A 22357-nucleotide genomic window follows, 5' to 3' on the forward strand; every position below is an offset into this window, starting at 1 on the left:
TGTCTCGCCGCGAAATAATGTCGCGCCCAGACTCTGCAGGAAATTTCATGGCTCATGCAGCGCAAATCAGGATTCCCGCCACCTACATGCGGGGCGGTACCAGCAAAGGGGTGTTCTTCAACCTCAGTGACCTGCCGGAAGCCGCGCAGCTGCCCGGCGCGGCGCGGGACACGTTGTTGTTGCGGGTGATCGGCAGCCCCGATCCCTATGAAAAGCAGATCGACGGCATGGGTGGCGCGACCTCCAGCACCAGCAAGACGGTGATCCTGTCCAAGAGCATCAAGGCCGATCACGACGTCGATTACCTGTTCGGTCAGGTTTCCATCGACAAACCGTTTATCGACTGGAGCGGCAACTGCGGCAACCTGTCGGCGGCGGTCGGTTCGTTCGCCATCAGCGCCGGCCTGGTGGACGCCGGCCGGATTCCGCGCAACGGCGTGGCAGTGGTGCGGATCTGGCAGGTGAATATCGGCAAGACCATCATCGCCCATGTGCCGATCAGCGACGGTCAGGTGCAGGAAACCGGTGACTTCGAACTCGACGGCGTGACCTTTCCGGCCGCTGAAGTGCAGCTTGAGTTCATGGACCCGGCGGCCGAGGAAGAGGGGGCTGGCGGTTCGATGTTTCCCACCGGCAATCTGGTGGATGACCTGGAGGTGCCGGGCGTGGGCACCTTCAAGGCGACTATGATCAATGCCGGGATCCCGACGATTTTCGTCAATGCGGCGGATATCGGCTATACCGGTACCGAGTTGCAGGGCGATATCAACGGTGATCCGAAGGCCCTGGCGATGTTCGAGACGATTCGCGCCTACGGTGCGGTGCGCATGGGCCTGATCCAGCGTATCGACGAGGCGGCCACGCGGCAGCACACGCCGAAGGTGGCGTTTGTCGCGGCTCCGGCGAACTACACCGCGTCAAGCGGCAAGCCGGTAGCGGCGGCCGATCTGGATCTGTTGGTACGGGCCTTGTCCATGGGCAAGCTGCACCACGCGATGATGGGCACGGCGGCCGTGGCTATCGGCACGGCGGCGGCGATCCCTGGCACGCTGGTGAACCTGGCGGCGGGCGGTGGCGCACGCAGTGCGGTGCGTTTCGGCCATCCATCGGGCGCCTTGCGGGTCGGTGCCGAGGCTTCCCAGGTCAACGGCGAGTGGACCGTGGTCAAGGCCATTATGAGTCGCAGTGCACGGGTCCTGATGGAAGGTTGGGTACGCATACCCGGGGAGTGAAGCGAAGATGAGCGTCAACGTCGATCTGAATGAGCGTCCCGATTACGATCAGGTCCTGCAGGACATTGCCGACTATGTGCTCGATTACCGAATCGAGTCCCCGGAAGCGTGGGACACCGCTCGTCATTGCCTGATGGATACGCTCGGCTGCGGTCTGTTGGCGCTGCGTTTTCCCGAGTGCACCAAACATCTGGGGCCGCTGGTCGAGGGTACCGTGGTGCCGTTCGGCGCCCGGGTGCCGGGGACCCGCTTTCGCCTCGATCCGGTCAAGGCGGCCTGGGACATCGGCTGCATCGTCCGCTGGCTCGACTACAACGACACCTGGTTGGCGGCCGAGTGGGGTCACCCCTCGGATAACCTGGGCGGAATTCTTGCGGTGGCCGATCATCTGTCGCAGAAGCATGTGGCCAACGGCGAGCCTCCGCTGACCGTACGTGCGGTGTTGGAAGCGATGATCATGGCCCATGAGATTCAAGGCGTGATCGCGCTGGAGAATGCCTTCAATCGAGTCGGTCTTGACCATGTGCTGCTGGTGAAAGTCGCCTCTACCGCGGTCACCGCCAAACTGATGGGGGCCAGCCGTGAACAGCTGTTGGCGGCGCTGTCCCACGCCTTTGTCGATGGGCAGGCATTGCGTACTTATCGTCACGCACCGAATGCCGGTTCGCGTAAATCCTGGGCGGCGGGCGATGCCACCAGTCGTGGCGTACGCCTGGCGGATATCGCCCTGCGTGGGGAAATGGGGATTCCCGGGGTGTTGAGCGCGGCGCAATGGGGCTTCTACGACGTGCTGTTCAGTCACACCAGCAAGGATCTGGCGCTCAAGCCCGCAGACAAGCGTGCGTTCAGCCTTTCCCAGGCCTATGGCAGCTATGTTATGGAAAACGTGCTGTTCAAAATCAGTTTTCCGGCCGAGTTCCACGCCCAGACGGCCTGCGAGGCGGCGCTGACGTTGCATCCCCTGGTCAGAAACCGCCTGGGCCAGATCGATCGGATCGTGATTACCACTCATGAGTCGGCGATCCGCATCATTTCCAAGGTCGGCAAGCTGGCCAATGCCGCCGACCGCGACCACTGCCTCCAGTACATGACGGCGGTGCCGCTGGCTTTCGGCGAGCTGGTGGCCGAGCACTATGAAGATGATTTTCACGCGAGCCATCCGATCATTGATGTGTTGCGCGAGAAGATGGTGATCGTTGAGGAGCCGCGTTACACCCGTGAATACCTGGAGGCCGACAAGCGTTCGATCGCCAATGCGCTGCAAGTGTTTTTCAAGGACGGCACGAGTACCGAGCAGGTGGCGGTCGAATACCCGCTCGGCCATCGCCGCCGCCGGGCCGAGGGTATTCCGTTACTGGAAGACAAGTTCAAGGCCAACCTGGCGACGCGCTTCACTGCCCAGCGCAGTGCCGAAATCCTGGCCTTGTGCAAGGATTCGGCGCGCCTGGAGGCGACGCCGGTGCAGCGGTTTGTTGATCTGTTCGTGATCTAGGCTGTCTGTGCCGGCCTTTTCGCGGGCAAGCTCCGCTCCCACACTGTCCCGAGTCGTGCCAAAAAAACTGTGTGCGACCGAGAGCCTGTGAGAGCAGAGCTTGCCCGCGAAAGTGTCAGTTCTGACGACACAGGGCTTGCAGGCACGATCGTGTTACTTGAACCGCCGCTCCACACCTTTTTCGACGAGGATCTTCGCGGAAATCTCTTCCACCGAGAAATGCGTGGAATTGATATGGGCGATATTCTCGCGGCGGAACAGGTTTTCCACCTCGCGCACTTCGAATTCGCACTGGGCATAGCTGGAATAGCGGCTGTTGGGCTTGCGCTCGTTGCGGATCGCGGTGAGGCGGTCCGGGTCGATGGTCAGGCCGAACAGCTTGTGCTGGTGCGCGCGCAGGGCGGTCGGCAGTTGCAGGCGCTCCATGTCGTCCTCGGTCAGCGGGTAGTTGGCCGCGCGGATGCCGAATTGCATCGCCATGTACAGGCAGGTCGGGGTCTTGCCGCAGCGCGACACGCCCACCAGGATCAGGTCGGCCTTGTCGTAATAGTGGGTGCGGGCGCCGTCGTCGTTGTCCAGGGCGAAGTTCACCGCCTCGATGCGCTCCATGTAGTTGGAGTTGCCGCCGATGGAGTGGGACTTGCCCACCGAGTAGGATGAGTGCTCGGTCAGTTCCTGTTCCAGTGGGGCGAGGAAGGTGGAAAAGATGTCGATCATGAAACCATTGGACGTGGCGAGGATCTCACGAATGTCCTGGTTGACGATGGTATCGAAGATGATCGGTCGAAATCCGTCATTTTCGGCGGCGATATTGATTTGTTGTACCATGGCCCGGGCCTTGTCGGCGTTGTCGATGTAGGGCCGGGTGAGTTTGGCGAAGGTAATGTTTTCGAACTGCGCCAGCAGGCTTTGACCCAGAGTTTCGGCGGTGATACCCGTGCCATCGGAGATAAAGAAAGCAGATCGTTTCATTTGCGCCTTGGGCCTTAAGCTGGTGACGATTCTTGGATATGATAGGCGGGATTTGTACGCCAGGAATGGCGGACATTCTCACTTATTTTCCAGGTCCAGGCCACATGGCTATAGCGGTGAAAGCTCGCCGAGCGGCGATCAGGCAAGGCAAAAACAGGTGAGGAAGCGGAGTTTGGTTTACCAAATGAGCATTCCGAGCCTGTTTTTAACTCAGCATGATCGTCGCGCAGGCAGCTTTCTGCCACAGAGCAGCCCGCTCCTGAGCTTTTCCAACATATTAGTGGAGAGATCACCTTGGTAGAGTACGTAGTTTCCCTCGATAAGCTCGGCGTCCATGATGTAGAGCACGTAGGGGGCAAGAACGCATCCCTGGGCGAGATGATCAGTAACCTCGCGGGTGCCGGTGTATCGGTCCCCGGCGGCTTTGCCACTACGGCTCAGGCGTATCGTGATTTTCTCGAACTCAGTGGCCTGAACGACCAGATCCATGCGGCGCTGGATGCGCTGGATGTCGACGACGTCAACGCCCTGGCCCGAACCGGCGCGCAAATCCGCCAGTGGATCATGGAAGCCGAGTTCCCCGAGAAGCTCAACGCCGAGATCCGTACGGCCTTCGCCAGCCTGTCGGCGGGCAACCCGGACATGGCCGTGGCCGTGCGCTCCTCGGCCACCGCCGAAGACCTGCCGGACGCCTCCTTCGCCGGCCAGCAGGAAACCTTCCTGAATATCCGCGGCGTGGAAAACGTGATCCGTGCGGCCAAGGAAGTCTTCGCCTCGCTGTTCAATGACCGCGCCATCTCCTACCGCGTGCACCAGGGCTTCGACCACAAGCTGGTGGCCCTGTCCGCCGGTGTGCAGCGCATGGTGCGTTCGGAAACCGGCACCGCCGGCGTGATGTTCACCCTCGACACCGAGTCGGGCTTCCGTGACGTGGTGTTTATCACCGGTGCCTACGGCCTGGGTGAGACCGTCGTCCAGGGCGCGGTGAACCCGGATGAGTTCTACGTGCATAAGGGCACTCTTGAAGCCGGTCGTCCCGCCATCCTGCGCCGCAACCTGGGGAGCAAGGCGATCAAGATGATCTACGGCGACGAAGCCAAGGCCGGTCGTTCGGTCAAGACCGTCGACGTCGACAAGGCCGAGCGAGCGCGTTTCTGCCTCAGCGATGCCGAGGTCAGCGAGCTGGCCAAGCAGGCGATGATCATCGAGAAGCACTACAAGTGCCCGATGGACATCGAGTGGGCCAAGGACGGTGACGACGGCAAGCTGTATATCGTCCAGGCGCGTCCGGAAACCGTGAAGAGCCGTACCCAGGCCAATGTCATGGAACGCTACCTGCTCAAGGAAACCGGCACCGTGCTGGTGGAAGGGCGGGCCATCGGCCAGCGCATCGGCGCCGGCAAGGTGCGGATCATCAAGGACGTGTCAGAGATGGACAAGGTCCAGCCGGGTGACGTACTGGTCTCCGACATGACCGACCCGGATTGGGAACCGGTGATGAAGCGCGCCAGCGCCATCGTCACCAACCGTGGCGGGCGGACCTGCCATGCGGCGATCATCGCCCGTGAGCTGGGGATTCCGGCGGTGGTCGGTTGCGGCAACGCCACCCAACTGCTGAAGGATGGCCAGGGCGTGACCGTTTCCTGTGCCGAAGGCGACACCGGTTATATCTTCGAAGGCGAGCTGGGCTTCGATATCAAGAAAAACTCCGTCGATGCCATGCCGGAGCTGCCGTTCAAGATCATGATGAACGTCGGCAACCCGGACCGCGCCTTCGACTTCGCGCAGTTGCCGAACGCCGGTGTGGGCTTGGCCCGTCTGGAGTTCATCATCAACCGCATGATCGGCGTACACCCCAAGGCGTTGCTGAATTACGCCGGGCTGCCAGCGGAAATCAAGGACAGCGTCGACAAGCGCATTGCCGGCTACGACGATCCGGTCGGTTTTTATGTCGAGAAGCTGGTCGAAGGTATCAGCACCCTGGCGGCGGCGTTCTGGCCGAAGAAAGTCATCGTGCGCCTGTCGGACTTCAAGTCCAACGAATACGCCAACCTGATCGGCGGCAAGCTCTACGAGCCGGAAGAAGAAAACCCGATGCTGGGTTTCCGTGGGGCTTCGCGCTACATCAGCGAGTCGTTCCGTGACTGCTTCGAGCTCGAATGCCGCGCCCTCAAGCGCGTGCGCAACGAGATGGGCCTGACCAACGTTGAAATCATGGTGCCGTTTGTTCGTACCCTGGGCGAAGCCAGCCAGGTGGTCGACCTGCTCGCCGCCAATGGCCTGGCCCGTGGCGATAACGGTCTGCGCGTGATCATGATGTGCGAGTTGCCATCCAACGCCATCCTTGCCGACGAGTTCCTCGAGTACTTCGACGGCTTTTCCATCGGTTCCAACGACCTGACCCAATTGACCCTGGGCCTGGACCGCGACTCCGGGATCATCGCGCACCTGTTCGACGAGCGTAACCCGGCGGTGAAGAAGCTGCTGTCCAACGCTATCCAGGCCTGCAACAAGGCTGGCAAGTACATCGGCATCTGCGGCCAGGGGCCTTCCGATCACCCGGACCTGGCGCTTTGGTTGATGGAGCAGGGCATTGAAAGCGTGTCGTTGAACCCGGACTCCGTGCTGGAGACCTGGTTCTTCCTGGCCGAAGGGCAGGCGCAGGCCTGACCCTTGTGGGAGCTGGCTTGCCAGCGATGCGTCCTTGAGGGCGCCAAAAGCTTCGCTGGCAAGCCAGGCTCCTACAGGTTCGCGGTGTTTTGACGTTGAGTGTTACAAACCTTATTTTCAGGGCGAGTCCACATGGGTCGCCCTTTTTTGTGCAAGAGCCTTATGCAAAGCAGCAGCAATCTTTTTCCGGTGGCCTTGATCAGCGCCGAGCGTCGTGGCGATCTCTGTGAAGACGTCTATCGTTTGAAACCAGGCAACAGCCCCGATGGCACGGTCGAGCTGGCGCTTACTCGCCTGGGCCTCGCCGACGAGCCTGAAGCGCGTGGCGTGCCGGTCATCCTCCTGCATGGCAGCTTTTCCAACCGGCGGTTCTGGTATTCCGCCAAGGGCATCGGTCTGGGTGCCTATCTGGCGCGTGCCGGGTTCGATGTATGGATCCCGGAAATGCGCGGTCATGGACTCTCGGCACGCAATCACGGTTATCGACGCAATCGCGTGGCCGATTACGCCCGTTACGACCTACCGGCCATCGCCGCGTTCGTGCGTGAGCAAAGCGCGCAGATTCCCCACTGGATCGGCCATTCCCTCGGTGGCACCACCCTGGCGGCGGCCTTGGGCGGTCAATACCTGGGTGCCCCTGCCGTCGCCTCGGCGGCATTGTTCGGCTGCCAGGTCAGTCGCACCTATTGGCCGTTGAAAATTCCACCGGTGGAGTGGGGCGGTCGCTTGCTGCTCAGGCGTTTCGCCCATTTGTCCGGTTCGCGTCTCAAGCGCGGCCCGGAAGACGAGCCCATCGGCCTGGCCCTGGAAAGCCTGCGCTGGTACGGCCTGTTCGGGCGTTTCCGGGATGCCGAGCGGGACTGGTGGGGCGGCCTGGCCGAGGTGGACGTGCCAGTGCTGGCGGTGAGCGCGGTCGGCGATCACCAGGACCCGGCCTGGGCCTGTCGCAAGCTGTTCGAGCAGATCGGCTCGGCCTACAAGCATTTTCTCTGCCTGGGCCGCGCGCAGGGTTTCAGCTCGGATTTCGGTCATGTCGAGATGCTGGTGAGCAAGCCGGCACAGGCCGAAGTCTGGCCGCGGGTGGCCGATTGGCTGCATGATCAGCAGGCCTTCTTGCTCCGTGAGTCAGCCGTTGTTCAGGAAACGCCCTGACAAGGGCATTCCGCTGACGAGTGGTAAAGGCTAAGATATGACGCATTGAGCGGTTTGGGTCATTGTCTAAACATTCGACCGGGGCAAGCGTTTCATCTTGTAGCGCGACCTGCGTAGTCTGGCATTCTCGATTCCACCTACAGGAGTTTACCCATGGATCATTACCTCACCCCCGACCTGTGCGACGCCTATCCGGAGTTGGTACAGGTGCTTGAACCGATGTTCAGCAATTTCGGCGGCCGCGATTCCTTCGGCGGTGAAATCGTCACCATCAAGTGCTTCGAAGACAACTCCCTGGTCAAGGACCAGGTCGAGCTCGATGGTCGGGGCAAGGTGCTGGTGGTCGATGGCGGTGGTTCCCTGCGTCGTGCCCTGCTGGGCGACATGCTGGCCGAGAAGGCGGCGAAGAACGGCTGGGAAGGGCTGGTGATCTACGGTTGCATCCGTGATGTCGACGTGATCGCCCAGACCGACCTGGGGGTGCAGGCGTTGGCCAGCCATCCGATGAAAACCGACAAGCGTGGCATTGGCGACCTCAATGTCCCGGTGACCTTTGCCGGCGTGACCTTTCGCCCGGGCGAATATATCTATGCGGACAACAATGGCGTGATCGTTGCGCCAAGCCCGCTGAAGATGCCTGAGTAAATTTTTGCAATACGATGGGGTAAGGATGTTCGAGGAAGAAAACGCGCAGTGGGGGCTGGTCCATGCCCTGGTTCTGGATGGTAGGGGCGGTGCGCGCTCGATTGCTCGGACGGAGCTCGATGACCTGCAGCTGCAGCCTGAGGAAAGCCTCTGGCTGCACTGGGATCGCAGCCATCCGCAGACCCATGCCTGGTTGCGCACCTCCAGCGGCTTGAGTGAATTCAACTGCGACCTGCTGCTGGAAGAGAATACCCGGCCACGCCTGTTGCCCTTGCCCGAAAGCGAACTTCTGCTGTTTCTGCGTGGGGTCAACCTCAATCCCGGTGCCGAGCCCGAGGATATGGTCTCGGTGCGGGTCTTCGCGGCGCACCAGCGGGTGATTTCCCTGCGCCTGCGGCCGTTGCGCGCGACCGACGAGTTGCTGCTGCAACTGGAGCAGGGCAAGGGGCCGAAAAACGCCGCCGAACTGATTCTCTACATCGCGCAATACCTCACCCTGAAGGTGCAGGATCTGGTCAGCGACCTCTCGGAAGTGGTCGACGACGAAGAAGAAAAGATAGATGCCGACGAACGGTATAGTCCCGAACATGGCGCCATCGTGCAGATACGTCGTCGAGCTGCCGGGCTGAAACGTTTCCTGGCGCCGCAGCGGGATATCTTCGGCCAGTTGAGCCGGATCAAGCTGCCCTGGTTCGCTGATGAAGAGGCCGGTTACTGGAACGAATTGAACAACAGTCTGACCCGTTACCTGGAAGAGCTCGAGTTGACCCGCGAGCGCGTGGGGCTTGTGCTTGAGGCCGAGGATCGGCGTCTGAACGTGCGCATGAACAGGACCATGTACCGCTTCGGGATCATCACTGGGATCTTCCTGCCGATGAGCTTCCTGACCGGTCTGCTGGGGATTAACGTCGGCGGTATTCCGTGGTCCGGCAACCCCTACGGTTTCGTTATCGCTTGTCTGCTGATCGTCGCCGTTGCCGCCGGACAATGGTGGCTTTTCCGACGTTTGCGCTGGGTTTGAAACATGTTTCATGTGACCTGCAAAAAATTGATCGCGTCTTTCACAGATATACCGAGAGGTGCGTATGCACGATCCGTTCGAACAATCTCTGCGTGACATGCTCAAGGCCTCGCCGTCCACCCGTGACGACGACGCTTGCTTGGGGCGTGTCCTGAAAACCGCCAACCGACAGGTTGGCGCCGGTGATCTCTTCAGTCTGATGGGCCGTTGGCTGCAGGCGCTGATGATCGCGCTGAACAACGGATCGGCCCACGTTTCGCCGGTTTCGCGGCGTCCCCCCATTGCTCGCTCCACGGATAAGGCTGACTGAATATGGAACTTGATCTCTGGACCCAGAGCCTCGTCACGGCAATGACTGCCTTGTGGACCAAAGTGGCGAACTTCATCCCTAACCTGTTCGGGGCGCTGGTGGTGGTGTTGCTGGGCTTCGTCGTGGCCAAGCTGCTCGACACCCTGCTGTCCAAGCTGCTGGCCAAACTGGGGCTGGATCGCCTGATGGGCGGCACCGGATTGACCAAGCTGCTGGGGCGTGCCGGCCTCCAGGTACCGATTTCGACGCTGATCGGCAAGATCGTCTATTGGTTCATTTTGCTGATTTTCCTGGTTTCGGCGGCCGAATCCCTTGGACTTGAGCGAGTTTCAGCTACGCTTGACATGCTGGCGCTGTATTTGCCGAAGGTATTCGGCGCGGCCCTGGTGCTGCTGGTAGGGGTTTTACTGGCGCAAGTGGTCAGCGGGCTGGTGCGCGGCGCGGCCGAAGGGGTGGGTCTGGATTACGCCTCGGGCCTGGGGCGGGTTGCTCAGGGCCTGGTGATTATTATCAGTATTTCGGTGGCTATCAGTCAGCTGGAGGTCAAGACCGACCTGCTGAACCATGTGATCGTCATCGTGCTTATTACCGTTGGTCTGGCCGTAGCGCTGGCCATGGGGCTTGGCAGCCGGGAAATCGCCGGGCAGATTCTCGCGGGAATCTATGTGCGTGAGTTGTATCAAGTTGGGCAACAAGTGCGAGTGGGCGAGGTCGAAGGACAGATTGAGGAGATCGGCACGGTCAAGACCGTATTGCTGACCGACGAGGGTGAGCTAGTCTCTCTTTCCAATCGGATCCTGCTGGAGCAGCATGTGAGCAGCCGCTAACCCGGTAAACCCTGCTACTCTATGCCGCCGCAAAAATGCCCGCAGCCATGGGCTGCGGCGGACATTGACCTGACTGTCGGCCCGACTCGTTTTGAATAAAGCTCAATCGCTCTCCATGCGCTACGACCCCCGCGAACTCACTGATGAGGAGTTGGTGGCGCGTGCGCATGGAGAGCTGTTTCATGTGACTCGCGCCTATGAAGAGTTGATGCGGCGCTATCAACGCACCTTGTTCAGCGTTTGTTCAAGATATTTAGGGAACGAACGCGATGCGGACGATGTCTGTCAGGAAGTGATGTTGAAGGTGCTGTATGGCCTCAAGAACTTTGAGGGTAAATCGAAGTTCAAGACATGGCTATATAGCATCACGTACAACGAGTGCATTACGCAGTATCGCAAAGAGCGTCGCAAGCGGCGTTTGATGGATGCGTTGAGTCTTGACCCCCTCGAGGAAGCATCTGAAGAGAAGATGCCGAAACCTGAGGAGAAGGGCGGACTGGATCGATGGTTAGTGCATGTGAACCCAATTGACCGGGAAATTCTGGTGCTACGATTTGTCGCAGAGCTGGAGTTTCAGGAGATTGCCGACATCATGCACATGGGCTTGAGCGCCACGAAAATGCGCTATAAACGGGCCCTCGACAAATTGCGTGAGAAATTTGCGGGTATCGCTGAAACTTAGTTCAGCGCAAATGTCTCTTACGTGTAGGCAAGTTCTGCTACACTTGCCGCCGAGTTGTCCCCCGGTTTGTGGGACTGCTTTACAATCACCAGATGGGGATTTAACGGATGAAACTGAAAAACACCTTGGGCTTGGCCATTGGTTCTCTCATTGCCGCTACTTCGTTCGGCGCACTGGCACAAGGCCAAGGCGCGGTCGAAGGTGAAGCGTTCTACGGCAAAACCTGGAACCACAGCGTCGATTCCTACCAGAACGGTCGCACACCTGGCGTTTCGATCGGCTACTTCATCACCGACGACATTTCGGTAAACGCTACCTATCGTAAGGACGATTACACTCGTTCGGACACCGACACTGGCAACCAGAAGATCCGTGGCGATCACTTTGGTCTGAAGTCCCAGTACCACTTCGGTCAAGTCGGCGACATGTTCCGTCCTTATGTTGAAGGCGGCGTGGCTCACGGCAGCATGACCAACGTTGCTGCCGACGGCCACACTGGCCGTGACGGTTCGTCCTACCTGACCACCGGTGCCGGTGTGAAGATGTACATCACCGACAACCTGTACGCTCGTGCCGGCGGTGAAGCTGACTACAAGCTGGACAACGGTCGTTGGGACTACCAGGCTCTGATCGGCCTGGGCGTGAACTTCGGTGGCAGCGGCGGCAAAGTAGCTCCGGCTCCAGCTCCAGCTCCAGTAGAAGCAGCTCCAGCTCCAGTCGCTGAATCCGCTCCGGCGCCACAAGTTGTCAAGGTTGAGCTGGACGTGAAGTTCGACTTCAACAAGTCCGTGGTCAAGCCTAACAGCTACGGCGATGTGAAGAACCTGGCTGACTTCATGAAGCAGTACCCAGCCACCCACACTACTGTGGCTGGTCACACTGACAACGTCGGTCCTGACGCTTACAACCAGAAGCTGTCCCAGCGTCGTGCTGACGCTGTGAAACAAGTTCTGGTCAAAGACGGCGTTTCCCCAGCCCGCATCCAGTCGGTTGGCTACGGCAAAACCCGTCCAGTGGCTGACAACGCCACTGAAGCTGGTCGCGCAATCAACCGTCGCGTAGAAGCGTCGGTAGAAGCCCAAGCTCAGTAATTAGCTTGCGGTAAGAAAAAGCCCGGCTTTGGCCGGGCTTTTTTTCGCCCGCGATTTGAGCTCGGCGCGGTCACCGAACTGCCTCGATATGCTTGCGGATGTCCGTTCATCAGATTTTCATCATGATTGGCTGGCGTCGTCCGGCCATCATCCTCGCACTGCTCAATAAGAACGAGACGGAGCGCAGTGTGCAGATTGATGAATTATCCGCGACCCGGTGTCCGGGCTTTTTATGTGGCGAACAGGTGGTTCAGGTGCGGGCGGGGGAGGCCGGCGTGTGCCTGGTCCATGACGAGGCGAGCGTGTCCTGGTGCCTGCCGGCGTGCTGGGAGGGCTTGCTGGTGGCGCGGGGCATGTTGCGGGTCGTTGGCGGCGAGCTGCTCAGCGAGCGCCCGGTGGAGGCGAGCCTGGTCAAGTTGCAGGTGTTTCTCGACCAGGGTATGAGTTTCGAGCGGGCGCGATCGGTCGCCGCGCCTTGGGCGGCCTTGCCCCTGGCTTCTGGTATATCGACCAGCAGGGGCCTGCTGGAGCCCTGGTATATCGACTGCGCCTTGCGCGCTGATCCCGCCTATCAACGCTTTGCCGAAGTCTTGCGGCAAAGTCCGAATTACTGGCTGGTGCGTTTTCTCCTGGAACAGGGCACCGCCAGCGAGAAGCTGATCGGCCTGGCCAAGCGCTATGGCGTGTCGGTCTCGCATTTTCGCCGGTTATGCCATCAGGCTCTGGGCTGTGCGGCCAAACCCGAGTTGCGTGACTGGCGGACGGCCAAGGCCTTGCTGAGCATGATCGGTAGCGAGTGTTCGTTGACCGATGTGGCGCTGGAGTTCGGTTATGCCTCTTCATCGCATTTCTCCAAGGAGGTCCGTGAGCTGCTGGGCGTGGCGCCCAGCCGCCTCTGCGATATCCAGGCGTCCATGGGGTTGATGATCTCGTGACAGTCAAGACGTCAGCAACTGACGTGTTCCCTGGGGGGTGGCGATGAGTGGCCCGAAAGAGGCGCTCAAGGAGATGAGCGAAACCGGTAATGAGCAGGTGCAGGGCCTCTATGCCCACGCCTGCCAGTTCCACGAGCAAGGACGCCTGGAGGATGCGGAAAAACTCTTTCGTTTCCTGTGTATCTACGATTTTTACAACAGCCATTACTGGATGGGATTGGCGGCGGTCTATCAGGTCTCCGGGCACTACCGCAAGGCCATCGAACTCTATGCGGTGGCGTTTGCCCAGGACCGGGGCGACTACCGGCCGATGTTCTATACCGGCGAGTGCCAGCTGGCGCTGGGGGCGCACGCCAAGGCCAGGGACTGTTTCGAGTATGTACTCGGGCAGGCGGCTCATGGCGAACTGCCACGGCGCTCGCGGGGCTATCTCGAGGCGTTGAGTACGGCGGCGATACCGTCCTGCCCCGGCGCGGTATGCGGGAAAGTGAAGCTATGAGTTACCTGGTTCCGGGAGGGTGTGACTACTTTATCGAGCAACAGGTGATGGTGTTGCTGGCTGAGCATTGTTCAGTACCGCGCAGAAAGATTCGCTTCGAATCGAGGTTGCGTGAAGACCTGGGTATGAGCGGTGCGGACCTTGCCGGGCTGGTGGCGCGGCTCAATACCGCGTTCCGGATTGGACTACCGGTCGATGAGGTTTGCCGTTGGCGTAGCGTGGCTGATCTGTGCCGCCTTGTAGGAAACGCCCGGGGAGAGGGCGAAGGGCGACGAAAGCTCCTGCTTTGAGGTGCAGTTTGTATAGGGGAATCGGCTTTTGGGCTGTAGGTTTTGTCGGGTCTACAGCCTTGTTGAATATTCCTTTTCCATGCGGGAAATGTCCTACCGACATGGCCCGATGTGAATTCCTATAGTCGTGGCGTTCCTCGTGAATAAGCCCTTTTCCCGGGTTTATTTTTGAATGGTCGTACATCTCTATAGAGGATTGCGTCGAGGTTATGGACAGCGTCACTGGAAAGACTCCGCGACAAGCCTTCGTCTTTGGTCAATGGATATTGCAAAGCGATGGAAACCTGGTGAGGCACGGCCGGGGTGTTCATCTGCCGCCCAAGGAACTGCAGGTGTTGCGCCTGCTGCTGGGTTCGGCGGGACGGCTGGTGACCAAGGATTGCTTGCTCGACAGCGTCTGGCCGGGCATGGACGCTGCCGAGGAGTCGTTGACACGCTGTATCTATGTGCTGCGCAAGTTGCTCGAGGAGGCCAAGGGCTACATTGCTACCGTCTACGGCAAGGGTTATCGCTTTACCGCTCCGGTGGTGCCGTTGCTACCCGCGCTGATCGAGCCGGCGATCGCCTCGGCGGCACCGCCTGCTGTTCATTCAAGAGGGCAGCAGGAGGCCGTGATCCGGCAACTGACGACCGTGTTGGGTGAAAGGCTGGAGGTTTTGCCGACAGAGCTGATGGCCGCCTGCTGTGAGCCCTGGAGTGCCTTGCAGCTGGCCGATACCTGGCTGGCCTTGTCGATGCTCGGGCTGTGCGATCGGGGCGTGGGCGTCGAGCAGGCGCGGGCGGCGGTTGCCCGGGTCCTGGAGCTGGAAGCCGGCAATCACCAGGCGCTGGCCCGCCTGGCCCTGGTGGCCAGCCTGCAAGGCTGTACCGATGCAACCGCGCGCCCCCCTCGTCGGTGAGCCGTGCTCGTGGTGCGCCTATGGTTTTTCTCGGGGCCCGGCTATAATCGCCGACCACTATCGCCGCCATCCGAGTCAAGCCCGCCCATGTATAACCTGGCCCGCCAGTTGTTGTTCAAGTTTTCTCCGGAAGTCTCCCACGACCTGTCCCTGGACCTGATCGGCGCGGGCGGCCGCCTGGGGCTCAATAGCTTGTTGTGCAAGGCTCCGGCGTCGAACCCGGTTACGGTCATGGGCCTGGAGTTTCCCAACCCGGTGGGCCTGGCTGCGGGCCTGGACAAGAACGGCGCGGCCATCGATGGTTTTGCCCAGTTGGGCTTCGGCTTCGTTGAAATCGGCACGGTGACGCCACGACCGCAGCCGGGCAATCCGAAACCGCGGATCTTCCGCCTGCCGCAAGCCGAGGCAATCATCAACCGCATGGGCTTCAACAACCTGGGCGTGGACAACCTGGTGTCGCGGGTCCGCGCCGCGCGCTATCGCGGTATCCTCGGTATCAATATCGGCAAGAACTTCGACACGCCGGTGGAACGTGCCGTCGATGACTACCTGATCTGCCTGGACAAGGTCTACGCCCATGCCAGCTATGTGACGGTCAACGTCAGCTCGCCGAATACCCCGGGCCTGCGCAGCCTGCAATTTGGTGACTCGCTCAAGCAACTGCTCGAGGCCCTGCACGTGCGCCAGGCGCAGTTGGCCCAGCAGCATGGTCGCCACGTGCCCCTGGCGATCAAGATCGCCCCGGACATGACCGACGAAGAAACCGTGCTGGTCGCCCAGGCGCTGCTGGCGTCGGGCATGGATGCGGTGATCGCCACCAATACCACCCTGAGCCGTGTCGGTGTCGAAGGTCTGGCCCATGGCGACGAGGCCGGCGGCCTGTCCGGCGCGCCGGTGCGCGAGAAGAGCACCCATACCGTCAAGGTGCTGGCCGCTGAGCTGGCCGGTCGCTTGCCGATCATCGCCGCTGGCGGTATCACCGAGGGCGAGCACGCGGCTGAAAAGATCGCCGCCGGGGCGAGCCTGGTACAGGTGTATTCGGGGTTTATCTACAAGGGGCCGGCGCTGATTCGCCAGTCGGTGGATGCCATTGCGGCGTTGCGTCGCTGAATCCGCGGCATTAAAAAGGGCTCCGTAGGAGCCCCTGGGCCGAAGCCCGCCGCCCGGATGGGGCGTGCATGGTAAGTCGGTTGTTGCGCAAATTGTTATGTCGGAATGTGCCCTGATCAGCCGACAGCGTGAAGTTCGTTGAGTCTGTGGATTCCCGCAGTGCCGGTCATACCGTCCCAGTTGTCGCCGCGTCCTTCTCGCCAGCCATTGATCCAGGCTTGGCGTACCGACGGTAGAGTAAAGGGGCAAAGCTCGCGGGATTTGCCATGAACGCCGTATTGATATCCGCGTAAAAATGCTCTTTCCAACGGATCACGCTTAAGTCTTCTCATAGGGTGTTGCCCTCACTGGTTGACTGTTATATGTCCCGTCGACCTCTTGGCGAGATCAGGCAGAATGCATCTGCCGTTGGTGCTCGCTGCCGGCGTGGCGAGCTCCGCTCTGGTACGAAAAGGCCCTTGGGCGATTTCGGGGGAGAGCGGGGTGTTGACGCCATTGCGACGTCAACCTGTTGTGAGTTCTAACCAATGCGCAGGGGCGTGTGAATGACCGTTTTGTCATAAGGACGTAACGATAATGGTGTTAAGGCCATAAGATGTGATGGCCGTAGGCTCGAGTATCTGGAGAAAACCCAGCTATGATCAGCCCTTAGATGAATGATGAGTTTCATTCTCTACTGCGAATACCGACCTGTTGGGGTCAGGTATTATTCGACGAAGGGTCACGATGTGACTTTTTGTTACGAAGGTTTTTGTTAAAAAGGTTTTTATTACGAGAGTTGAGCTGTCCAGGCATCAAGGTTCTTTCAATCCAAGGGTTGAAGGATCTGCCTGGGTGGACAGGCGCAATGGTGCGCCACACGAGCGCTCTGCGAGAAAAGCGCTTGATCGAAACCGAGCGGGCGATGCGTTTGCCCGTTCCTTGAAGGCTTGAAGCCCTGGAATTCCCATGTCGGATCGTTACGAACTCTTCCTCACTTGCCCTAAAGGCCTTGAAGGCCTGCTCATTGAGGAAGCCGTCGGGCTTGGCCTTGAGGAGGCGCGCGAGCACACCTCGGCCATTCGTGGCACGGCCGATATGGAGACTGCCTATCGCCTGTGTCTCTGGTCGCGACTGGCCAACCGCGTGCTGCTGGTGCTCAAACGCTTCCCGATGAAGGACGCCGAGGACCTTTATCACGGCGTGCTGGACGTCGACTGGCAGGACCATATGGTCTCCGACGGCACCCTGGCCGTTGAGTTCAGTGGTCACGGCTCGGGCATCGACAATACCCATTTCGGCGCCTTGAAGGTCAAGGATGCGATTGTCGACAAGCTGCGTACGCCGACCGGCGAGCGTCCGTCCATCGACAAGATCAGCCCGGACCTGCGCATTCACCTGCGCCTGGACCGTGGCGAAGCGATCCTTTCCCTTGACCTGTCCGGCCACAGCCTGCACCAGCGTGGCTATCGTCTGCAGCAGGGCGCCGCGCCGCTGAAGGAAAACCTCGCGGCGGCGATCCTGATCCGTGCCGGCTGGCCGCGTATTGCCGCCGAAGGCGGAGCCCTGGCCGACCCGATGTGTGGTGTCGGGACCTTCCTGGTGGAGGCGGGGATGATCGCCGCCGATATGGCGCCCAACCTGAATCGTGTGCACTGGGGCTTCGATGCCTGGCTCGGGCATGTGCCGGCGCTGTGGAAAAAGCTTCACGAGGAAGCCACCGAGCGTGCCGACGCCGGCCTGGCCAAGCCGCCGCTGTGGATTCGCGGTTATGAAGCCGATCCACGGCTGATCCAGCCCGCGCGCAACAACATCGAGCGCGCCGGCCTGAGCGAGTGGATCAAGGTCTACCAGGGCGAAGTGGCGACCTTTGAGCCACGCCCGGACCAGAACCAGAAAGGCCTGGTGATCTGCAACCCACCCTACGGCGAACGCCTGGGCGATGAAGCCAGCCTGCTCTACCTCTACCAGAACCTCGGCGAGCGCCTGCGCCAGTCCTGCCTGAACTGGGAGGCGGCGGTGTTCACCGGCGCCCCGGACCTGGGCAAGCGCATGGGCATTCGCAGCCACAAGCAGTACTCGTTCTGGAACGGCGCCTTGCCGTGCAAGCTGCTGTTGATCAAGGTCGTGCCGGATCAGTTCGTCACCGGCGAGCGTCGCACACCGGAACAGCGGCAGATCGAACGCGAACAGGCCGAGGTCCTGGCGCAGGAAGTGGCCGAGGCGCCGAAATTCAACAAGAACGGTAATCCGATCAAGCCGGCTCCGACGCCCGCGCCGGTGGTCGAGCAGGCGCGCCTGAGCGAAGGCGGGCAGATGTTCGCCAACCGCTTGCAGAAGAATCTCAAGCTGTTGGGCAAGTGGGCCCGGCGCGAGGGGGTCGACTGCTATCGGGTGTATGACGCCGATATGCCGGAATATTCGCTGGCCATCGACCTGTACCACGACTGGGTGCACGTCCAGGAGTATGCCGCGCCCAAGTCCATCGACCCGGAAAAGGCCCAGGCCCGCCTGTTCGATGCCCTGGCGGCGATTCCCCAGGCGCTGAATATCGACAAGAGCCGGGTGATCATCAAGCGCCGCGAGCGCCAGAGCGGTACCAAGCAATACGAGCGCCAGAGTGCCCAGGGCAAGTTCACCGAGGTCAACGAAGGCGGTGTGAAGTTGTTGGTCAACCTGACCGATTATCTCGACACCGGTCTGTTTCTCGACCACCGGCCCATGCGCCTGCGGATCCAGAAAGAGGCGGCCGGCAAACGCTTCCTCAACCTGTTCTGCTACACCGCGACCGCCAGTGTGCACGCGGCCAAGGGCGGTGCGCGCACCACCACCAGCGTCGACCTGTCGAAAACCTATCTGGACTGGGCGCGGCGCAATCTGTCGCTCAATGGTTTCTCCGACAAGAACCGGCTGGAGCAGGGAGATGTGATGGCCTGGCTGGAGAGCTGTCGCGATGAGTTCGATCTGATCTTCATCGATCCGCCGACCTTCTCCAACTCCAAGCGCATGGAAGGCGTGTTCGACGTCCAGCGTGACCACGTGCAGTTGCTCGATCTGGCGGTCGCTCGCCTGGCACCTGGCGGCGTGCTGTATTTCTCCAACAACTTCCGCAAGTTCCAGTTGGACGAGCACCTGGCGACGCGTTATGCCGTCGAGGAAATCAGCGCCCAGACCCTGGACCCTGATTTCGCCCGCAACAGCAAGATTCACCGCGCCTGGAAGATCAGCGCCCGCTGATCACCACGGATCCCGGGCCCTGATGTTCAGGGCCTCGGGTTATTCGTCCGCGCCGGCCACGTTGGGTTGGCGGTACAAGTCCAGCAACACCTGATCGAGCACCGATGAGGCGCCCCAGGGTTTCGGGTCGTTGAGAATCGCCACCACCGCCCAGGTGGTGCCGTTATCGTCGCGGCTGAAGCCGGCAATGGCGCGCACGGTGTTCAGGGTCCCGGTCTTGATATGCGCCTCGCCACGCATGGCTGTCTGCTTCAGGCGTTTGCGCATGGTGCCGTCGGTACCGACGATCGGCAGCGAACTGATGAACTCCGCGGCATACGGACTCTTCCAGGCCGATTGCAGCATGCTCGCCATTTCCCGCGCGCTGACCCGCTCGTCGCGGGACAGGCCGGAGCCGTTCTCCATCACCAGATGCGGCGCGATGATGCCTTTTTTCGCCAGCCACTGACGCACCACCCGCTGCGCTGCCTTGGCGTCATCGCCATCGGCGTCGTTGCGATACTGCGCGCCCAGGCTCAGGAACAGTTGCTGGGCCATGGTGTTGTTACTGTATTTGTTGATGTCGCGGATGATTTCCGTCAGGTCCGGCGAGTAGGCGCGGGCCAGAAGGTGGGCGCTTTTTGGCACCACGTCGGAACGGTCCTTGCCATGGATACTGCCGCCCAATTCCTGCCAGATGGCGCGCACGGCACCGGCGGCGTAGGTCGGGTGGTCGAGCAGCGATAGGTAGGTCTGCGAGCTGCAGCCCTCGGCCAATTGACCGCTGACGGTGACGACGGTGGTGCCATCGTCCTGGGTCACCGGGTTGTAGCGCACGTCACCGGAGCACTGCTTGGCATTGACCACCTTGATCTGGTTGTCGATGCGGATACTGGCGATCGGCGGTTCCACCGAGACCAGCACCTTGCCCGAGTCATTGCGGGCAACGAAGCGCAGGGCCTTGAGGTTGACCATCAGCGCATCGGGCTTGACCAGGAATGGCTTGTTCTCGTCGTTACCGTCGTCGTTGAATTCCGGCAGTTGGGGCTGGATGAAGAAGCTGCGGTCGAGGACCAGGTCGCCGGTCACCTGGTTCACGCCGTTGGCCCGCAGGTCACGCATCAGCAGCCAGAGTTTTTCCATGTTCAGCTTCGGGTCGCCACCGCCCTTGAGGTACAGGTTGCCCTGCAGGACGCCATTGCTCAGGGTACCGTCGGTGTAGAACTCGGTTTTCCACTGATGGTTGGGGCCGAGCATTTCCAGGGCGGCGTAGGTGGTGATCAGTTTCATCGTCGAGGCCGGGTTCACCGACACGTCGGCATTGACCACGGTGGGGACGCCGGGGCCATCGAGTGGCAGCATCACCAGGGACAGGGCGTCGTTTTGCAGCTTGCTGGCTCTGAGCGCCTGCTGGACTTTGGGAGAGAGGCTGTTGTTGACGGGCGCTGCGTAGGTAGGGAGGGCCAGGGGGAGAAGCAGGCCGGCGAGCAGCAGCGGACGTAAAGATTTGATCATATGAAGTGGAACCCTACCGTCGAGGGGAAAATACGAGGGCATGTCGACAAAAATCCCTCAATGGTCGTGAAAGTGTCGGCATTATGCCCCAAGGCAGGGAAGCTGGGGCCTTGGGCCGGTAGCCTATTGGCGATTTTTTTCTGCGGATCGACCAGGTGTCAGCACAGATCCGGGCAATTGCAGCCTTAAACTGATAAAGTGCCGCCCGTTATTACTTTTGAGGATTGTTTCATGGCGACTAACCGTTCCCAGCGTCTGCGCAAAAAGCTGTGCGTCGATGAATTTCAGGAGTTGGGTTTCGAGCTGAACCTGGATTTCAAAGAAGACCTGAGTGAAGAGGCTATCGACGTTTTCCTCGACGCATTCCTGAAAGAAGCAATGGAAGCCAACGGTCTGGGCTATGTCGGCGGCGATGACTACGGTCTGGTTTGCCTGCAGAAGCGTGGCTCGGTCAGCGCTGAACAACGCGCTAACGTTGAAGCCTGGCTCAAGACCCGCAGCGAACTGACTTCCGTTGAAGTCAGCCCGTTGATGGACGTCTGGTACCCGGAAAAGCCGATCAATCCGATCGCCTGATTTCCCGGTAGGCACATAAAAAAACGGACAAGCCTGGCTTGTCCGTTTTTTTATGCCTGCGATTCCATCAGTCGTAGATGGCTTTCTTCTTCCAGTCGGCGTCGGCCTCGACATCCTTCAGACCCTGGGTCAGTTCGTTGACATCTTCCTCGGTCGGTTTGATGTTGGTGAGCACCATGGAGTTGGCGCGGGCCAGGAGCTTTTCCATGAAGATCAGCTGTTCGTTGTAGACCGCTGGTTCAGGTTGCTTGCGCAGGTATTGCACGCCACGCTCGAAGGCCAGGCGCGCCTGCCCTGGCTGCTCCTGTTGCAGGGCATGCTGGCCGAGGTTGTTGAAGAACTCGATATGCAGCAATACCAGGATATGTCGCACTTCACGGATCCAGTGCTTGGCTTCAGTGGCGGGCAGGAAACCGTCCTGGGCCGCACGAGTGATCTGGCCGTGCAGCGCCTCCAGTAGGAAGCGTACGTCCTTGGCCTTGGCTTCGGTCTGGATCGGGCTGGGTGGGTTGTTGACCGGAATCGATTCCCCCTGGCTGATCAGCGCCGTGAGCTCGGTTATCCGGGTTTTGAACTTGCTATTGGTCTTTTCTATATTCAACAGCCGCTGGTTCACGTTGAGTTCCAAACGTGTCAGCAGTAGCTTGAGGGCCGGGCTCATCAATTGGCCGGGGAAGGTCTCGGTGATTTCGCCGCAGCGGCGCAGACGGTCGGCGAGTTCGACCTTGAATCGGGCCTTCTCCAGTTTGCGGCCTTCGGCCATATGGTTGAGGAAGCCAATGGCGATCAGGAGAAAGATCCCGGCTGCGACCAGCAGGGTGATCATGAGTGGTGTCACCGTTAAGACCTCTTCAAGGTGTAATGCTAACGAGTGTAGTGGCTTGGCGTTTGCGCCGATAGCGTTGATCGACGTGTTGCAGGGAGTCAGGGATAGAGCACATTGCCACTATTTCCCGGGGTGAACTATAGCGTCTTGTAGAGCGCCAGAATATAGGCGCCAAGAGGCAGACGCGAGGAGCGCCGGGAAAGCCCTATAAAGGGGGGCGAAGTCATTGATTTAAATAAATTTATCCTTGGGGGTTGACGACCCCTCGATCCATCCATAGAATGCGCGCCACTTGCAGCGTAAAGCACACAGCGAAGCGCGGCAGGGAGTGAATGTTGTAGTGTGTCCCCTTCGTCTAGTGGCCTAGGACACCGCCCTTTCACGGCGGTAACAGGGGTTCGAGTCCCCTAGGGGACGC

The 22357-nt window shown here is 60.3% G+C and carries 21 protein-coding genes and 1 tRNA gene; 18 read left to right on the forward strand and 4 right to left on the reverse strand.

All coding sequences use genetic code 11. The features are described from left to right. The first annotated feature begins 47 nt into the window (after positions 1-47). Positions 48-1232 (forward strand): 2-methylaconitate cis-trans isomerase PrpF, encoded by a 1185-nt coding sequence (gene prpF / locus AC07T0_RS20615; protein ID WP_495002953.1) that lies wholly within the window; start codon positions 48-50, stop codon positions 1230-1232. A 7-nt stretch (positions 1233-1239) separates the two neighbouring features. Then, positions 1240-2724, forward strand: coding sequence for a 2-methylcitrate dehydratase (prpD, locus tag AC07T0_RS20620; protein ID WP_495002954.1), 1485 nt, complete (start codon positions 1240-1242; stop codon positions 2722-2724). A gap of 153 nt (positions 2725-2877) precedes the next feature. On the opposite strand, the gene ppsR is transcribed toward prpD, so the two are convergent. Beyond that, positions 2878-3696, reverse strand: a complete 819-nt coding sequence (gene ppsR / locus AC07T0_RS20625) for a posphoenolpyruvate synthetase regulatory kinase/phosphorylase PpsR (RefSeq protein ID WP_495002955.1) — start codon at positions 3694-3696, stop codon at positions 2878-2880. 294 nt (positions 3697-3990) lie between these two features. On the opposite strand from ppsR, the gene ppsA reads away from it, so the two are divergent. The 13 genes from ppsA (at position 3991) to AC07T0_RS20690 (ending at position 15827) form a co-directional block, all read left to right on the forward strand. Next, complete coding sequence (ppsA, locus tag AC07T0_RS20630) at positions 3991-6366, forward strand: phosphoenolpyruvate synthase (RefSeq protein WP_495002956.1); 2376 nt, start codon at positions 3991-3993, stop codon at positions 6364-6366. A 162-nt stretch (positions 6367-6528) separates the two neighbouring features. After that, positions 6529-7518 carry an alpha/beta fold hydrolase gene (locus AC07T0_RS20635; RefSeq protein ID WP_495002957.1) on the forward strand — a complete coding sequence of 330 codons (990 nt, stop codon included), beginning with the start codon at positions 6529-6531 and terminating at the stop codon, positions 7516-7518. A 153-nt stretch (positions 7519-7671) separates the two neighbouring features. After that, positions 7672-8163, forward strand: a complete 492-nt coding sequence (rraA, locus tag AC07T0_RS20640; protein ID WP_495002958.1) for a ribonuclease E activity regulator RraA — start codon at positions 7672-7674, stop codon at positions 8161-8163. Positions 8164-8188: 25 nt separating this feature from the next. Next, complete coding sequence (locus AC07T0_RS20645) at positions 8189-9184, forward strand: zinc transporter ZntB (protein WP_495002959.1); 996 nt, start codon at positions 8189-8191, stop codon at positions 9182-9184. 58 nt (positions 9185-9242) lie between these two features. Continuing rightward, positions 9243-9494 carry a CrfX protein gene (locus tag AC07T0_RS20650; RefSeq protein ID WP_495002960.1) on the forward strand — a complete coding sequence of 84 codons (252 nt, stop codon included), beginning with the start codon at positions 9243-9245 and terminating at the stop codon, positions 9492-9494. 2 nt (positions 9495-9496) lie between these two features. Then, positions 9497-10321 (forward strand): mechanosensitive ion channel family protein, encoded by an 825-nt coding sequence (locus AC07T0_RS20655; RefSeq protein ID WP_495002961.1) that lies wholly within the window; start codon positions 9497-9499, stop codon positions 10319-10321. A gap of 91 nt (positions 10322-10412) precedes the next feature. Further along, on the forward strand, positions 10413-11003 hold the full coding sequence (gene sigX / locus AC07T0_RS20660) for an RNA polymerase sigma factor SigX (RefSeq protein WP_495002962.1): 591 nt from the start codon (positions 10413-10415) through the stop codon (positions 11001-11003). 107 nt (positions 11004-11110) lie between these two features. Beyond that, a complete protein-coding gene (locus AC07T0_RS20665; protein ID WP_495002963.1) occupies positions 11111-12094 on the forward strand; it encodes an OmpA family protein in 984 nt (327 codons plus the stop codon). A gap of 122 nt (positions 12095-12216) precedes the next feature. Further along, positions 12217-13029: a helix-turn-helix domain-containing protein gene (locus tag AC07T0_RS20670; RefSeq protein ID WP_495002964.1), complete on the forward strand. Its 813-nt coding sequence runs from the start codon at positions 12217-12219 to the stop codon at positions 13027-13029. A 43-nt stretch (positions 13030-13072) separates the two neighbouring features. Then, a complete protein-coding gene (locus AC07T0_RS20675) occupies positions 13073-13528 on the forward strand; it encodes a SycD/LcrH family type III secretion system chaperone (protein ID WP_495002965.1) in 456 nt (151 codons plus the stop codon). Beyond that, positions 13525-13818: an acyl carrier protein gene (locus AC07T0_RS20680; RefSeq protein WP_495002966.1), complete on the forward strand. Its 294-nt coding sequence runs from the start codon at positions 13525-13527 to the stop codon at positions 13816-13818. The genes AC07T0_RS20675 and AC07T0_RS20680 overlap by 4 nt, the downstream gene beginning before the upstream one ends. A gap of 287 nt (positions 13819-14105) precedes the next feature. Beyond that, a complete protein-coding gene (locus AC07T0_RS20685) occupies positions 14106-14717 on the forward strand; it encodes a winged helix-turn-helix domain-containing protein (protein WP_495002967.1) in 612 nt (203 codons plus the stop codon). A gap of 87 nt (positions 14718-14804) precedes the next feature. Further along, positions 14805-15827 (forward strand): quinone-dependent dihydroorotate dehydrogenase, encoded by a 1023-nt coding sequence (locus tag AC07T0_RS20690; RefSeq protein ID WP_495002968.1) that lies wholly within the window; start codon positions 14805-14807, stop codon positions 15825-15827. A 116-nt stretch (positions 15828-15943) separates the two neighbouring features. Here AC07T0_RS20690 and rmf read toward each other — a convergent pair whose 3' ends face one another. After that, the gene (gene rmf, locus AC07T0_RS20695) at positions 15944-16159 is read right to left on the reverse strand and encodes a ribosome modulation factor (protein WP_002553055.1); all 216 of its coding nucleotides are present in this window, start codon (positions 16157-16159) and stop codon (positions 15944-15946) included. A 616-nt stretch (positions 16160-16775) separates the two neighbouring features. On the opposite strand from rmf, the gene rlmKL reads away from it, so the two are divergent. Further along, entirely contained in the window at positions 16776-19043 is a 2268-nt protein-coding gene (rlmKL, locus tag AC07T0_RS20700; protein ID WP_495002969.1) for a bifunctional 23S rRNA (guanine(2069)-N(7))-methyltransferase RlmK/23S rRNA (guanine(2445)-N(2))-methyltransferase RlmL, read from the forward strand. Positions 19044-19082: 39 nt separating this feature from the next. Here the strand turns inward: rlmKL and dacB are convergent, their stop codons facing one another. Beyond that, entirely contained in the window at positions 19083-20537 is a 1455-nt protein-coding gene (gene dacB, locus AC07T0_RS20705) for a D-alanyl-D-alanine carboxypeptidase/D-alanyl-D-alanine endopeptidase (protein WP_495002970.1), read from the reverse strand. A gap of 231 nt (positions 20538-20768) precedes the next feature. Here dacB and AC07T0_RS20710 point away from each other — a divergent pair, with 231 nt between their 5' ends. After that, positions 20769-21113 (forward strand): YggL family protein, encoded by a 345-nt coding sequence (locus AC07T0_RS20710; RefSeq protein WP_495002971.1) that lies wholly within the window; start codon positions 20769-20771, stop codon positions 21111-21113. Positions 21114-21180: 67 nt separating this feature from the next. Here AC07T0_RS20710 and AC07T0_RS20715 read toward each other — a convergent pair whose 3' ends face one another. Continuing rightward, positions 21181-21939 carry a hypothetical protein gene (locus AC07T0_RS20715; protein WP_495002972.1) on the reverse strand — a complete coding sequence of 253 codons (759 nt, stop codon included), beginning with the start codon at positions 21937-21939 and terminating at the stop codon, positions 21181-21183. Between the two features lie 344 nt (positions 21940-22283). Between AC07T0_RS20715 and AC07T0_RS20720 the strand changes: the two genes are divergently transcribed. Then, positions 22284-22356 (forward strand) — tRNA-Glu (locus tag AC07T0_RS20720). Position 22357: the final 1 nt, after the last annotated feature.

Source organism: Pseudomonas sp. GW821-FHT04D07, from assembly GCF_059420225.1.